This is a genomic window from Gemella parahaemolysans (genome assembly GCF_053758945.1).
In genome coordinates, this window is sequence record NZ_JBSMTP010000016.1 from 1 (window position 1) to 16039 (window position 16039).

Genomic DNA, 16039 nt, shown 5'->3' on the forward strand with positions numbered 1-16039 from the left:
CTAATGCTGCATCTACTGCTGCTTTCGCTTTTTCTTTTCCTACTGGGTTTACTGCTGCTACTGCATCTGTTCCTTCAGTTGCTTTTGCGTCTACTCCAGCTTGGTCAGCTGCTGCTTCGATTGCTTTCTTAGCTTCGTCTGCTGCTTTCTTAGCTTCTTCTTTCGCTGCTGTTTTTTCTGCATCTGAAAGTTTGTCGTTAGCTTCGATTGCTTTTTCTTTTTCTGCTAATGCTGCATCTACTGCTGCTTTCGCTTTTTCTTTTCCTACTGGGTTTACTGCTGCTACTGCATCTGTTCCTTCAGTTGCTTTTGCGTCTACTCCAGCTTGGTCAGCTGCTGCTTCGATTGCTTTCTTAGCTTCGTCTGCTGCTTTCTTAGCTTCTTCTTTCGCCGCTGCTTTTTCTGCGTCTGAAAGTTTGTTGTTAGCGTCGATTGCTTTTTCTTTTTCTGCTAATGCTGCATCTACTGCTGCTTTTGCTGCTGGTTTTGCTTTTGCTAATGGATCTACATTATCAACTTTTGTAGTTCCTTTCTCTTCCGCAACTGCTACTGCATCATCTGTTTTCGCTTTGTCAACATTTACTTTTGCTGCATCTGCTAATTTACGCGCTTCTGCTTTTGCTGCTTCTTTCTCTTCTGTTGTTAAATCTGAACGTTTTTCGATTTCTGCAACTTTATTATTATAAGCATCTTCGATTGCTTGTTTTGCTGCTGGTTTTACTTCCGCTTTTGGTTCTACAGGTGTAATAGTTGCTACTCCTGCTTCTTTTGCTGTTGTTACGTCCGCATTAGAAGCTGCTGCATCAATTGCTGCTTTTGCTGCTTCTGCTTTTGCTCGTGCTTCTTCCTTCGCTGCTTCTTTTTCCTCTATTGTTGAGTCAGGTTTTGCATCAATTGCTTTTTCTTGCGCTTTTAGTGCCGCATCAATTGCTGCTTTTGCTGCTGGTTTTGCTTTTGCTGCTGGATTTACATTATCAACTTTTGTAGTTCCTTTGTCTTCTGCTGTCGCTACCGCATCATCTGTTTTCGCTTTGTCAACATTTGCTTTTGCTGCATCTGCTAATTTACGTGCTTCTGCTTTTGCTGCTTCTTTTTCTTCTGTTGTTAACTCAGGACGTTTCTCGATTTCTGCAACTTTATCATTATAAGCATCTTCGATTGCTTGTTTTGCTGCCGGTTTTACTTCCGCTTTTGGTTCTACAGGTGTAATAGTTGCTACTCCTGCTTCTTTTGCTGTTGTTACATCCCCATTAGAAGCTGCTGCATCAATCGCTGTTTTCGCTGCTTCTGCTTTTGCATGTGCTTCTGCTTTTGCTGCTTCTTTTTCTTCTTTTGTTGAATCAGTTTTTGCATCAATTGCTGCTTCTTGTGCTTTTAATGCTGCATCAATTGCTGCTTTCGCTGCTGGTTTTGCTTTTGCTACCGGATCTACATCTGCTACTTTTGTAGTTCCTTGTTGCTCTGCTACCGCGACTCCCGCATCTGTTTTCGCTTTATCAACATTTGTTTTTGCTGCATCTGCTAATTTACGCGCTTCTGCTTTTGCTGCTTCTTTTTCTTCCGTTGTTAATTCTGGACGTTTTTCGATTTCTGCAACTTTATCATTATAAGCATCTTCGATTGCTTGTTTTGCTGCTGGTTTTACTTCTGCTTTTGGTTCTACAGGTGTAATAGTTGCTACTCCTGCTTCCTTAGCTGATGTTACATCCGCATTAGAGGCTGCTGCATCAATTGCTTTCTTAGCTTCTTCTGCTTTTGCTCGCGCTTCTTCCTTCGCTGCATCTTTTTCCTCTTTTGTTGAATCAGGTTTTGCATCAATTGCTGCTTCTTGTGCTTTTAATGCTGCATCAATTGCTGCTTTTGCCGCTGGTTTTGCTTTCGCTGCTGGATCTACTTTTTCTACTTTTTCCTCTCCACGGTCTTTGTTACGTTCAACAGATTCTTGAGTAGTTGCTGCATCTACTCTATTTTTAGCTTCTTGAGCTAAACGTTCTGCTTCTTTTACAGCTGCTTCTTTTTCTTCTGTTGTTAAATCTGAACGACCCGCTATTTGAGTTTTCTTCTCTTCAAGTATACTTTGAATATCATTTTTCGCCGCTGTCTTAACTTCTTCTGCTGGAAGTATCGGTGTGATTTTGTTTGTTTCTTCTGTAAGTTTTGCTGTTACATCAGCTTCTGTTGTTGCTGAATCTACCGCTTTTTTAGCTGCTGCCAATGCTTCAATTACTTTTGCTTTAGCTGCTTCTTTTTCTTCTTTTACTGAACCATCAACTGCATCAATTGCTGCAAGTTGATCTTTAGCTGCCTTCTCTAAGTCTAATTTAGCTTTTTCTTTTTCTAATAATACTAATTTAGCGTTAATTTCAGCTTGATTTTTTCTATCAGCTACAGGTACATTATCTTGTTCTTCGTTTAGAATTTGCTTAGCTGTAGCAAGTTGATCTTTCATCGCTTTCCAGCTTTCTGGAGTATAGTCACTTTCATTTAGCTGTGCTAATTTAGTCTCTAATTCGTTAACTTTGTTTTCTAAATCTGTTTTATACATGTTAACTGTTACATTTTGAGTTTTTACCGGAATATTACGAATCTTCGCTCCAGGTGTACCGATTACAGTACCACCTACAACTGTTCCTTCTAATCCATTAAATGCTGTATTTGTTTTCCATGTACTAATTCCATTAAAATCATTAGAGCTTACTTTATCTGCTGGTAAATCTACTGTATATGTTAATGTTTTTTTCTCACCAGGTGCTAATGATTTATAATCGATACTTAAAGTACCATTATTTACATTTGCAGCTGTTCCACCTTCAGATGATACATAAGTCGCATTATCTGGTAATTTTACAGAATATTTATTATTTGCTGAATAAGCGTGTCCTTCGTTTACTAGATCTACACTAATTGTAGCTCTTACAGTTGTTGCTGTTGCCGATGGTGATACTTCATCATATTTTACAGTTGGTGTTTTAGCTACAACGTGCGCCCCTGTTGTAATAGATAATTTCGATACCATGGCTCCTACATAATATGTTTGTCCATCTATTTCAATTTTACTACTATCATCTTGGCTAATTCCTTCTGGGCCAGCTTCTAAACGAACACGAATTTTTGTTACTCCTTTAGGTACTGTGAATACTCCTGAGTATGGTGATACTAATGGACGCCAAATAAGATTAGCTTGCTCTTGATTTCCTTTTTCAGGATAAGAAACTGTCAATTTAGTTCTATTATTTTTAGTTCCAAATCCACCATAAGAAGTTGTGTTTTGACCAATAACAATCTCTTGACCAGGTTTCACATCGATGTCTTGATAAACACCACCAAATTTATCACTCTTACTACTTGGATCATTTTTTACCGTATATAGTGCCAATGGAATTCCATATGGGTGAGTCTGATCAACTACACTTCCATACCCACCATAAGATGAAGCCTTCCCATTCGCGATAACAACTTTTGTTTGATTAGGGTTAGTCAATTTCCAACCTATTAAGTCAAATGAATTAATTACTTTGAATTTTTCTTCTTTAGTTGGTGTACCATTGGCTTCAAAATATGGGTTAACTACCTCTACGTTTTTAGCGTTTACAGATGGATCATCTTCATCTGTTGTCGTCGTTGCCGCTGGATCTGATTCCACCGCACGTCTCTTACGTGATTTTGGTTTGTTACTTTCTGTTGTCGCTGCAGTCGCTTCTGCAGGTTTTGTTGTTTCTGCTGTTGTGTTAGATGTTTCTTGAGCTTTTGGTGTTGTTTGCTCTTTATTTTCTGTAGTGTTTGTTTCTGTTGCTAATTTTTCATTGATTTTTTCAGCTGCTTTTTCTGCTGTTGTTGGGGTTGTCGGTGCAGTAGTTGTTGCTACTGGCGCCGCTACCTCTTCCTTTTTATTATCCTGTGCTGTTGTGTTGCTAGTTGTCGCTGCGTTTGTTACATTAGCTTCTGTTGTTGTGTTAGTATCAGCTGCTGATGCTGAACCTTGTCCTAATGCCATGAATAAAGCTGATACCGCTACGCTGGCTGCACCAAAACTAACTTTACGAATAGAAAAACGAGTCACTTTTTCTCGGCTTGAATTTTCTATGTTGTATTTTAATGATTTATTTTTCATTTATATTATCTCCTCCTAGTTTGAATTTTTAACTAAACTATTATTACATAGATACCTAAAACCTACCTTAAATATTTTCTTAAATATTTAAGGCTATAGATTTAATTTTATATGTACCCCCTTTCACTATGTATTTTATCACTTTTTGAATGCATATTCAACTTTTAAAAGTTTTAGATATAACTTTTTTCTTATATTACTTTTAATAAAACTATAATATATTTTAAATATTAGCATTATTCTTTATCTATACATTCTTATAATAAAATATTTTTTATTATTTTCATACAACAACATCAGAATATATATACTCGTAATTTTTTAATAATTATATGTATTTTCCAGTATATTTTTTCCCCCTTAATTTAAATATATAGTTTCACCTATAAAAGAATTATATATTTTCGATATATTGACAGTATTCTAACTATAATTATTATTTTTACTATTTATTGATATAACAAATATAATTTTTTCTTGCTATTAATTTCTGATATCATTTTAACTTTTCACCACCTATACTATAAATCTATTTATTAAACTACAAATTAATATTCTTCTTTGACAAAATACAACAAAATTCATATCATATTATTTCCATCTTCTCCCTAAATAAAAAAAGACCGTTGATTCATACATAACCTGAATTTATCAACAGTCAAACTACCCTAAGAATTTAATAAAGTAGTGTTTTTTCTATAATATATTATTTAATTTAAAATCTTATTTTACTATCTTTTTACCAAAGCTTAATGATGCAATTAGTAGTAATGCACCTAATACTGCTCCTATTAGTAAAGCTAATAGATACATAAGTGGGTTACTTACAGCTCCTGCAGCAATAGCGAATATTCCTCCGTGAGGAGCTTTTGATACTGCACCAAAAGTCATACTTAACGCTCCAGCGATACCACTTGAGATGAATAATGGTGGAATAACACGTGCCGGGTTACTTGCTGCGAATGGAATAGCTCCTTCTGTGATGAATGATAATCCCATTACGTAGTTTACTAATGCTCCACTACGTTGAGCTTTTGGCCAGATATTTTTGTTGATTGTAGCTGAGATTGCGATTGCTAATGGAGGTACCATACCCCCAATCATAACCGCAGCCATTACATCACTCCCTGCTGCTCCTGCAGATGTTAATAGCGCTGTACCTGTTACGTAAGCAGCTTTGTTAATTGGACCACCCATGTCGATAGCCATCATCGCAGCTACTACAAATCCAAGAATGAATTTACCGCTTCCGCTAAGGCTTTCGATGAAGTGTTTTAATCCTTCCATGACACTTGCCATTGGCGCATTGATTAAGAAAATCATTAGTAATCCCATGATTAGCGACCCTAAGATAGGGAATAGGAAGATTGGTTTAATACCATCTAATGAACGCGGCATCCAGCTGAATGAAATTTTTAATACGTGAATAATACCACCAGCTAAGAACCCGGCTACTAACGCTCCTAAGAATCCTGAAGGAGTGTACGCTAATAAATCACTTTTCAGACCTAAAATACTTGGATCTGCTAAAATACCACCAATCATACCAACGATGAATCCAGGACGATCAGCAATAGAACGACCGATGAATCCAGCTAGGATTGGTAACATCATACTAAATGAAATTTTACCGAAGTAGAATAACACTTCTGCAACTTTGTTGTAAGATGGATCTTTCGGATCAAATGAGTTAATACCCCAGATGAATGATAGTGCGATAAGAATACCACCAGCTACTACGAATGGCAGCATGTTACTTACACCTTCCATTAGGTGTTTATAAGCACGACGCCCGATACTTTCATTTGCTGAAGAATCTTCTGAATCTTCTGCCGCTCCGTCATGTTTGTAGATAGGCGCTTTCCCATCTAAGATTGTTTGGATAAGTTCTTCTGGTTTGTTAATTCCGTCTGCAACTTTTGTCATAATTGTTGGGCATCCATCAAAACGTGCAACTTCTACTTTCTTATCTGCCGCAACGATAATTCCTACAGCTCTTTCAATGTCTTCTTTTATAAGTTTGTTTTCTACACCAATCTGACCGTTTGTTTCTACTTTAACATCTAGTCCCATCGCTTTGGCTGTTTCTTTAATTTTTTCCGCAGCCATGAATGTGTGGGCGATACCTGTTGGACAAGCTGTTACCGCGATGATATATGGTTTTTCTCCACTTGGAGCTGCTGGTTTTTCTTCCTCTTTTGGAACTTCTGTTTTCGCTACGAAGTCTGCGAATACTTTTTCTACATCTGCTTTAGTTGTAGCTGCATCTAATCCTGCTTTTACATCTGCATCCATAAGAGCTTGTGATAATGAAGCTAAAGCTTTAAGATGCTCGTCCGCTCCACCGTCTGGTGCACAGATCATAAAGATGTGTTTTGCAGGTTGTCCATCAAAGCTTTCCCACTCAACACCCTCTTCACTTTTCGCATAAACGATCATCGCTTTGTTAAAGTCTGTACTTTTAGCATGAGGGATAGCTACGTTTTCTCCTACTCCTGTAGTTGATTGAGCTTCACGAGCTAGTAGCGCGTTTAAGAAGTTTTCTTTACTAGCAATAATATTTTTTTCCACTAACATGCTTGTTAGTTTATCCAGAGCTTCTTTTTTATCAGCAGCTCTGAATCCGAATTGAACTAAGTCATAATTTAGAACATCTGTTAATTTCATTTCTTTCTCCTTTGTTAATTATATATTTCCGAGGAAATATTTTTAACTTATTTTTGTTTTTTCTGTAAATAATTTATTTCAACTTCAAATTGTAGGGTTAATTACTAATTCACTCACCGACAACCTATCGAAATTTTATTTTAATTTTTTAACTTCAATTTGGGAGTGACTCCAAAATCGTGATTTCAAAGAAACAAGATTTCGTTGAGTCACCCCCGCGCAGTTTATTAGGTATCTAAAGAGCTTTTATTAAGCGAATTTAGATATCAATAAACCACTGCGTCTATGATGTATAATAAACACTTTTTAAAAATTTAGGACTTTTAGGTCATCCACCACCATCAATCTATCGAAACTTTATTTTAATTTTTCAACTTCGATTTGTGGCAACAACTCCTCAATTAGCTTTTTACTTCCTACTCCTACTGAGAATGATGTTGCACCACCTGCAGCCGATGCATAGCGTAGAGCTTCTTGGTAGTTTTTTGTTTCATTGTATTTTGCAACGAACATCGCAAGCATACTATCCCCTGCCGCAACAGTCGATACTATCTTACCTTTAGCTACATTAACCTCAAATACTTCTTTATCTTCAGTTAATAGTAAAGCTCCGTCTGCTCCACGTGAAACAAGGACATTTTTCGCTCCACGTTCTTGTAATTTTTCAGCATATTGTAAGATTTCTTCTATACTGTTTAAAGTTACTCCAAACATTTCACCAAGTTCAAATTCATTCGGTTTAACCACGAATGGTTTGTATTGAAGCGTATCTAATACCAACTCTTTATTACTGTCTACTACTAATGTAGCTCCTGAAGTAGATACTTTCTTCGCTATAGCTTTAAAGTCTTTCACTCCCATTCCCGCGATAACATTACCTGATAAAAATACCACATCTTCTTTAGTCAACACTTCTAATTTAGTAAAAAAGTCACTCACGTTATCTAGGTTTACACTACTACTTTGTCCGTTAATTTCAGTCTCTGTTTCTGTAGTTAACTTCATGTTGATTCTAGTCGCTCCACGTGTTTCTACAAAATCATGTTTCACACCTAGGTTATCTAGTTCTGATTTTATAAAATATCCCGTGAATCCAGCGACAAATCCCCACGCCTTACTATCAACACCAACATTGTTAAGTAAGATAGAGATATTAATACCTTTTCCACCTACTACGTACTTCGCTTCTTGGGTTCTATTTAGTTTTCCAAGTGCGAAATTTTCCGCCGTTGTCAGCATGTCAACAGCTGGATTTAAAGTAATTGTATAATACATTATTAGTCCTCCTTTATACTTTTTACTTCTATTATATTTTTAAATTTCTTATATTGTTCTGGGACTTCATAAGATACAATGATTACATCATCTAATTCGGCGAATTTTTGGAATTTTTTATGTCCGAATTTTGACTTATCAGCAAGAATGTATTTTCTCTTACTATTTTTTAACGCCGTTGCTTTGATGAATGATTCATTTTCTTCAGCTGTCGTTACACCAAAAGTTTCATCTATCCCATTGCAACCTACAAAACACATATCAAAGCTGTATTTCTTCAGTTGTTCAATAGCGACCGGACCGATAACAGCTTGTGTAGAATGTTTTATCGTTCCACCTAATATTATTGTATGAATTTTGTTATTAATTAGTTTCTGTAAATGATATGTTGAATTCGTCACAACAGTTATTCTTCTACCACGAAGGTATTCTATCATTTCATATGTTGATGTCCCCGCATCAAGATAAATCGTCTGTCCTGATTGTAATATATTATTACAAATGTACTTCGCAATCTCTCTTTTTTCCTGTAGAAAGTCTGCACGTTTTACTTCGACACTTTCTTCACTTCCTCGGGCTGCTGAGCGTTTCATCGCACCACCATGTGTTCTATATAATAAGTTCTTATCTTCTAGATTTGTAAGATCTCGTCTTATTGTAGCTTCCGAAACATTACAATGTTCCATCAACTCCTTTAGATTCAATGAACCTCTCTCATCTAATAAATCTAAAATTTTATTCCATCTTTCATTTACCAATGTCTTCTCTCCTAACTCCCATGATTATTATATCTAATATAATATAGCTATTCAATCAAATTCAAGCAAAAACACTCATAAATAATCAAAATAAATGATTAATATGAGTGTTTTAGTTTTAATATTTGATTGTTTTTCTAAATGATGAGCGTTTTTTTATTTTCAAAGTTATTTCTAAGATGTTTTCAAAACACTTATAAACAAAAATTAGCTAAGATTTTTAAATCTTCTCCACAAAAATTTTTTCACATGATTGATGGGTGATTTCTATCATTTATAATAAACAATTAAATACTGTTTATCACTCAATCCGCAAAAATTATTTTTAAAATTAGTTTAATCAATTTTTTTGCTACTCGTGAGTATTATACTTTAAAGTAGTAAAATTATTAAATAAGAAATAACAAGAATTCATATAAAAAACACCCAAAGAATAATTAATTAAAAATTATTTCTTTGAGTGTTTTCTTAATTTCAGGAAAACATTATATTAATTCTACAATTTCTGTTAATTGCAGCTAATTAATAATCTCCTCTTTCTTTTATAATAAGGCAGTATCCTTTTCGATGAGTAGATAATGTGTAGAATGTACTCGGAATATTTACTAATAATTTTACCAGTTTCATTACAAGATATGTTAATAAAAATGTTGTTAAAGAAAATATCATACTCCCTTGATAAATAGTTCTTCAGGGACATTTTTGTTGTCTTCATATTCTTTATAGAACATTTTTTCTTAGTAGCAGACTAAAATCTATCAACTTCTAAACTACTTCTTCATTATATTTCTGTACGATTCAATACTTCTTTCGCCTCATTTAATACATCTTCTATTATATTTTTTACAGGACGCACTTCAGTTACCAATCCCGCTATTTGCCCTGCCATTACAGAACCATTTTCTACGTCACCATCATAAACAGCACGTCTTAATGACCCCAACGTTAACTCTTCTAATTCCATAAGTGTTGAAGATTGTTCTTCTAATTCGTGATATCTTTTTGTAAGTCCGTTTTTAATACCACGAACAGGTGCTCCGAATTTCTCTCCAGTTAGCGTAGTCGATGTATCAACCGCTTCTAAGATCATATTTTTATATGCATCTGTCACTGGACATTCTTCTGAAGCTAAAAATACAGTTCCCATCTGAACTCCACTAGCTCCTAAACAATACGCCGCAGCCATTCCGCGTCCATCAGCAATACCACCAGCTGCAATAACAGGAATATTCACCGCACTCGTTACCTGTGGCAATAGCGCCATAGTCGTACTAGTTCCAACGTGTCCTCCAGCTTCCATTCCTTCGACAACGACTGCATCACAACCTAACTCTTCCATTTTCTTCGCAGCTTTCACAGAAGGAATAACTGGAATAACTTTTATCCCCGCTTCTTTTAGGCGTGGCATGAATTTTCTAGGTGTTCCTGCCCCTGTTGTGACGATTTTAACACCTTCTTCAATAACAACATCAATTATTTCATCGATATTCGGCATCATAAGCATTAGATTAACCGCAAAAGGTTTATCTGTAAGTTCTTTACATTGTTGAATCTCTTTTCGTAACTCTTCAGGATTTACTCCTCCTGAGGCAAGTATTCCTAACGCTCCAGCATTAGATACCGCTGAAACAAGTTCATGTCTCGCTATTTGAGCCATTGCTCCTTGAAAAATCGGATATTTTATCCCTAAAAGATTAGTAATTGTCATAAATATTCTCCTCTATCGATTTTTTATTTTTATTCCATCTAGCTATTCTTCCTAGAAAACACTCTTAATCTTCTCATTAGAAAATAAATCTAGCAACCACGTAGCAAACTATCATCAAGATCACAGATGATAAGAAGCACGCTGTGAATACTCGCACACCACGTTCTTTAATAACTTTAAAGTTTACACTCATACCAAGAGCCGCCATTGCCATACCTAAGAAGATATACGCTGCATCGACGAAATAAGGCGCTAGTGGTTTTAAGAAAGTAACATAACTTCCTAAAATACTCATAAAGATAAACCCTAGAATAAAGTACGGCATCGGCACCTTACCTTTTGTTTCATCTTGAGTCTTTTTATTAACTACAATTAGCACACCTGCAACGACTATAAGCATAAGCACACGAGATAACTTAGTAAGAATCGCAGCATCTAGAGCTACTTGACCTCCTGCACCTCCTGCCGCAACTGCATGAGCTATTTCATGAAGACTTCCTCCAGTAAATACTCCGTAATTGTATGCATCGAGACCTAAATAGGGTTGTAAGGTTACTTCTATCAAGGTAAATACTGTACCCAAGATTGCAACTACCGCAACAGCAAGGACACTATTATCAGTTTTCGCACGAAGCTGACCACTGACCCCCATAACTGCCGCAGCACCGCAGATACCACAACCACATGAAGAAAGTAGGGCGAGTTCGTGATCTACTTTAAACGCACGACACATAAAGTAAGTTAAAGTAATCATAAATAGTACAATAAAGAAGGCAACAACTAATGTTTTCTTTCCTTCAGTTAAAAGTCTATCTAACGCTAGCTTAAACCCTAATAAAATTATCCCCAGGCGCAAGAACTTATTACTTATAAACGGAATATCCGCCTTAACCTGTTCCTTTAATCCTTTCGATGTTTGCAACACCATACCAATAACAAGCGCAATTACCAAGTGTCCAAAAAGTTTTAACGCTGGTACTTGCGCAAGATATTTCGCAGCTAACGAAATAACTAACATTATACCTAAGGTATAATAAAAATTAACACTCTTAAATCTTTCCATAAAAGATTTCCCCTTTTATAATATTTGTAAAAAAGTACATATAGCTTAATTATACTCCTCAAAAAGAAGATGTTCAATAAAAAATAAAAAATGATAACGTAGCAGTCATTAAAACTACTACGCTATACTAAGTCTGGTTTTTAAGTTTAAATTTGTTGACCTTACTGTCTATTTTTTAGTTTTTATAAATAGACTCTGTAAAGTCTTGCGATTGTCTTAAATATGCTTTATAGATTTCTTTTTTAAGTTTTTGCACCGGAGTTTCTATATATGAAAGTCTCTGAGCCGTTGTGTTACCTTGATTTATTTGAGTCATTTCTTCTCGAACAGCTTGTTCCATAAGTTTTTTTAATTTTTCCGGACTATCTATGACTACTTCTTTTCCATTGTAATTTATCGTAATTGGTTTTAGTCTATCTAATTTTGTAACACGTTCATTAATTTGTTCTTTTTTAAACTCCACATACGATTTTCTTAGAATTTTATCAAAAATATATTTGTCCGATAACGGTACTCCCTCTGCTTCAGCTTGTTGCTTATACTGATTTGATACATAAGGTACAAATCCTTCATAATATCCTAGAGCGCCCATAAGTTCAAAAGCTTGTTTTCTGAATGTAATATCACCACTCATACCTTGAGGGTTTTCACTTACTCCAAAAATAGTATCAAACATATCTACAAAATAATATCCATTAGCTTTTATGTCACCTTTACCATTAAATCCACTTATAATGTAACGGTTCACTAGAATATTATTATCGATTAAACTATTAATATCAGTTAGTTTTTCCGCTTCTGCCAGTGTGATTTCTGAGATTTTTTCACTATTGTGCGTAGCTTTAACCGCCTGGTTTGTATATGCTACAGGTGTTCTAGTCCCAGTTGAATTTATTGGAGTTATTTTTTTGAAATATTTAGTCTTATCTTCCGCTGTAAGTTGTTTTGTTGCTTCTGCTTCTAGATAATCTAAACTATACAGCACATCAAAACTTCCATGCATATAAGATTTCAAATCTTCAGCTGTTTTAAATCTATCTGGTGTTTTGTTGTAGAAACCATTTTTATTACTTTCATCGTAAACAAAGTTTAAGTTGAAATACGTATCTTTTTCTGGTGTATATGAATTCTCAAAGATTCCTCTAGCATAAAATTCTGCAGCTGTACCATCTCGACGGCCATGATTATTGAATAATACCGTTCTGTCTAATAAATGCGTCATTTCGTGAGAGTAAGTCGCTGAACCTCTATCGTCTAGAACTCTATCTATGAAGTAACGCACACCTACTCCGTTCGCCTCAGCTCCTACAATTTGCGATGGCGAGTACATTCCTAATGGTGTCATGAAGTCTTTAACACCTTTATCCGCTGTTGGTCCTGAATCTTTAGACCATGTTTTAGCTATTCCAGCAGTTGTATCCTCAGTATATTTCTTCATCGTGTCTATAATTACTCTATTAGTAATTAATTTCGGACGATTTTCCGATTTTGTTATTCTATATAAAGTATCAATATAATTAGCCTGCCTTGTCGCAGTTAATTCTATCAATTCTTTAACCTTATTAAGCTCTTCGGTATACTTAGCTTTATTCGTTTTCTCTAAAGAAGTATCCATGTACGTTCCGATGTTTCCGTAAGTCACCGTCGCTATATTAGTTATAGCATACACACTTGGTTCTTTAATATTCACCAAACCTAACAATGTAGCAATATTTTGTTGTCTTCTGTTTATTATTTGAAGTCCTTCAGCTCCATATTTTTCAGGATCAGTAGTTAATTTAGTATATAACCCGACCTTCTCATCAGATTTTTGCTTCGAAGCTTTTTCAACTACAATAGCTCGACTAGCTTTCTTTAACCACGTATCCCCATCCATATTAGTGAATGTAGTTCTATTGTAATCTAGGAAATCTAATAATGTTTGTTTATCCGTTACTTTTCCGAAATATTTCTCAAATGTTTTTGGGCTATTAGTAAGTTTTAGCTCGTCATAACTCATAGATCCAAGGTGTTTTAACCAATCTAGAGAAGTAACGTCTTTTTTACCAAACGAGCTTGGGTTGTACGCTAATATATCACGGATATTAGTATCTCCAAAATCAATATTATAAAATCTGTTTATATATGATAATCCTAGTAATATTCTCTCTTTATTATCTTCAATATCACGTTTTACTTTTTCTCTATTTTGTGGAGTATCTCCAATAACACTCAATGTGTGCGCCGCAACTTTTTTAAGATTTTCATCTAGATTTTGTTTTGTTTCTTCTAGTGTTTCTTTGATAGATAGTTTCTCTAGATACTCTTTTCGTAAAACCTCTTTTACTTCTGCATCAGTTATCGCTGGATTAGTTTTTTGTAATTCTTTTCGTTTCAAGTATAAATCTCGGTTTATTTCTATATCCGATGGAGCTAACTGCGCTTTTAACTTTTCGTTCGTTAACAAGTCTACATTTTTCATTTCCACAGTAGCTTCCGTTACATTTACTGCATTTTCTAATTCGCTATTAACTGGCAATAAGTGCGGTTTGTCTTCTTTTGTTCCAACCAAGATTATTTTTTGTCGCATAGCTTTAGTTGTTTCAGTTTTTTCTGTTGGATTAGTTAATTCCCCAGTTTCAGGGTTAACTTCATAAGTTTTAGTCGTTGTTATTTCACCTTGTTCACCTGCATCTTCAACTACTTCTTTTCCTTTTGGAAGTTCAGGGGCATCTTTTCTCGTCTCTGTGATTTCTACAGTAGTTATTATTTTTTCCACATTCCCAACTTTTACAACTTTATTTACTGATTGTTTTTCTATTTTTGTAGAAATATTTTCTACTATTTTTCCAGTAGATTTATCAAGAGTATACGAAGTAGTAGTTACTTCCTTACCTTTTTCACCTGGTGTTTCTACTTGTTGCTTATTATAACTTAAGTCTGGTGATGCTTTATAAATTATTTTATAGTCTAATTCTTTTTCATTAATTATCGGGCCTGGTATAGTCGGCTTTACATCCACTTTATCCTCTGGTACTGGTTTTACGTCTGGATTTGGTTTTTCATCGAATATTGGTGTTTCCTCTGGCGCTGGCTTTACGTCTAGTACCGGTTGTTCCGGAGTTGGTTTTATTCCAAATTCTGGGTTCTCGGGTTGTACTAAACTTTCGCCTTTCTCACTCACTACTCCTTCTGGATTCTCGGGCTGGACTAACGCTTCGCCTTTCTCACTCACTACTCCTTCTGGATTCTCGGGCTGGACTAACGCTTCACCTTTCTCACTCACCACACCTTCTGGATTCTCGGGTTGCACTAACGCTTCACCTTTCTCGCTTACTACTGCTTCTGGATTCTCGGGCTGGACTAACGCTTCGCCTTTCTCGCTCACCACACCTTCTGGATTCTCAGGCTGGACTAACGCTTCGCCTTTCTCGCTCACCACACCTTCTGGATTCTCGGGCTGGACTAACGCTTCACCTTTTTCACTTACCACTCCTTCTGGATTCTCGGGCTGGACTAACGCTTCGCCTTTCTCACTCACTACTCCTTCTGGATTCTCGGGCTGGACTAACGCTTCGCCTTTCTCGCTTACTACTCCTTCTGGATTCTCGGACTGGACTAACGCTTCGCCTTTCTCGCTTACTACTGCTTCTGGATTCTCGGGTTGCACTAAGCTCTCACCTTTTTCACTTACCACTCCTTCTGGATTCTCGGGTTGCACTAAGCTTTCACCTTTCTCGGCTGTTGATGATGTAGCAATTTCTTTTACCGTCATATCTTCAAATAGAGGTTGCATCTTATTCGCTTGAATCTCTCTTTTAAAATAGAATCCTGTAAAACTATATCCATTAACAAGGTCCGGATTAGGTAACATTCCACCATTTACCACTTTAACAATCTCTGGACTTATTTCTTCAAAATCACTTAACGCTATTGCTTGACTAACACTTCCACTTATAGTTAACATGCTAACTAAAAAAATTAATTTACCTTTTCTTTTTTTTACCAATGTTAAACATACTAATAATAGCGCTCCACCTAGAAGTGCTGTCCCTGTTGACAGACTTCCTGTATTAGGCAATAAATTATTTTTTTTATATACAAAATAATACTCTTTATCCTTTTCAACTTCTATTTTATTTTCTTCAAAAATTTTCAATTGATTTTTTATCTGATCTGATAAGCTATCTTTATCTACCGCATGAGTGGTAACTTCCTTCACTTCTGCTGCCTTAGCTTCGCTAACGTAGTTTAAAGAAAAAAACAAACTTGTTCCCAATAATACCGAATAAGCTCCCATCTTATATTTTCTTATTGAGAAATACTGCTTCCTTCTAAAGTTATCTTTTTTTGTCATCTTTTCCTCCACATGTCTATTATTTCAATCAACTTTACTATAGCAAACTTAATACATTTAAGCAACTATAATCTAAAGTTAAAACGATAATATTTCTATATTTTTTAACAACACACTCTCA

7 protein-coding genes are annotated in these 16039 nt (G+C 35.5%); all 7 read right to left on the reverse strand.

Annotation, left to right across the window (positions count from 1 at the left end):
- On the reverse strand, window positions 1-4111 hold a 4111-nt coding region (locus ACWOBP_RS07600; RefSeq protein ID WP_455338178.1), incomplete at its 3' end, for a SasC/FmtB family protein.
- A gap of 723 nt (window positions 4112-4834) precedes the next feature.
- A complete protein-coding gene (locus ACWOBP_RS07605; RefSeq protein ID WP_455338179.1) occupies window positions 4835-6778 on the reverse strand; it encodes a PTS fructose transporter subunit IIABC in 1944 nt (647 codons plus the stop codon).
- A gap of 357 nt (window positions 6779-7135) precedes the next feature.
- Window positions 7136-8053, reverse strand: coding sequence for a 1-phosphofructokinase family hexose kinase (locus tag ACWOBP_RS07610; protein WP_455338180.1), 918 nt, complete (start codon window positions 8051-8053; stop codon window positions 7136-7138).
- Window positions 8054-8055: 2 nt separating this feature from the next.
- Window positions 8056-8811, reverse strand: a complete 756-nt coding sequence (locus tag ACWOBP_RS07615) for a DeoR/GlpR family DNA-binding transcription regulator (protein ID WP_455338181.1) — start codon at window positions 8809-8811, stop codon at window positions 8056-8058.
- A 781-nt stretch (window positions 8812-9592) separates the two neighbouring features.
- Window positions 9593-10519: a nitronate monooxygenase gene (locus ACWOBP_RS07620; RefSeq protein WP_455338182.1), complete on the reverse strand. Its 927-nt coding sequence runs from the start codon at window positions 10517-10519 to the stop codon at window positions 9593-9595.
- Window positions 10520-10595: 76 nt separating this feature from the next.
- Window positions 10596-11582 carry a YeiH family protein gene (locus ACWOBP_RS07625; RefSeq protein WP_455338183.1) on the reverse strand — a complete coding sequence of 329 codons (987 nt, stop codon included), beginning with the start codon at window positions 11580-11582 and terminating at the stop codon, window positions 10596-10598.
- A gap of 175 nt (window positions 11583-11757) precedes the next feature.
- Window positions 11758-15918, reverse strand: a complete 4161-nt coding sequence (locus tag ACWOBP_RS07630; RefSeq protein ID WP_455338184.1) for a ZmpA/ZmpB/ZmpC family metallo-endopeptidase — start codon at window positions 15916-15918, stop codon at window positions 11758-11760.
- Between the last annotated feature and the right edge of the window lie 121 nt (window positions 15919-16039).

Bases quoted from the DNA above. Each gene is read 5' to 3' on its own strand.
- ACWOBP_RS07605 (WP_455338179.1), bottom strand. From the start codon at position 6,778: ATGAAATTAACAGATGTTCTAAATTATGACTTAGTTCAATTCGGATTC.
- ACWOBP_RS07610 (WP_455338180.1), bottom strand. From the start codon at position 8,053: ATGTATTATACAATTACTTTAAATCCAGCTGTTGACATGCTGACAACG.
- ACWOBP_RS07620 (WP_455338182.1), bottom strand. From the start codon at position 10,519: ATGACAATTACTAATCTTTTAGGGATAAAATATCCGATTTTTCAAGGA.
- ACWOBP_RS07625 (WP_455338183.1), bottom strand. From the start codon at position 11,582: ATGGAAAGATTTAAGAGTGTTAATTTTTATTATACCTTAGGTATAATG.
- ACWOBP_RS07630 (WP_455338184.1), bottom strand. From the start codon at position 15,918: ATGACAAAAAAAGATAACTTTAGAAGGAAGCAGTATTTCTCAATAAGA.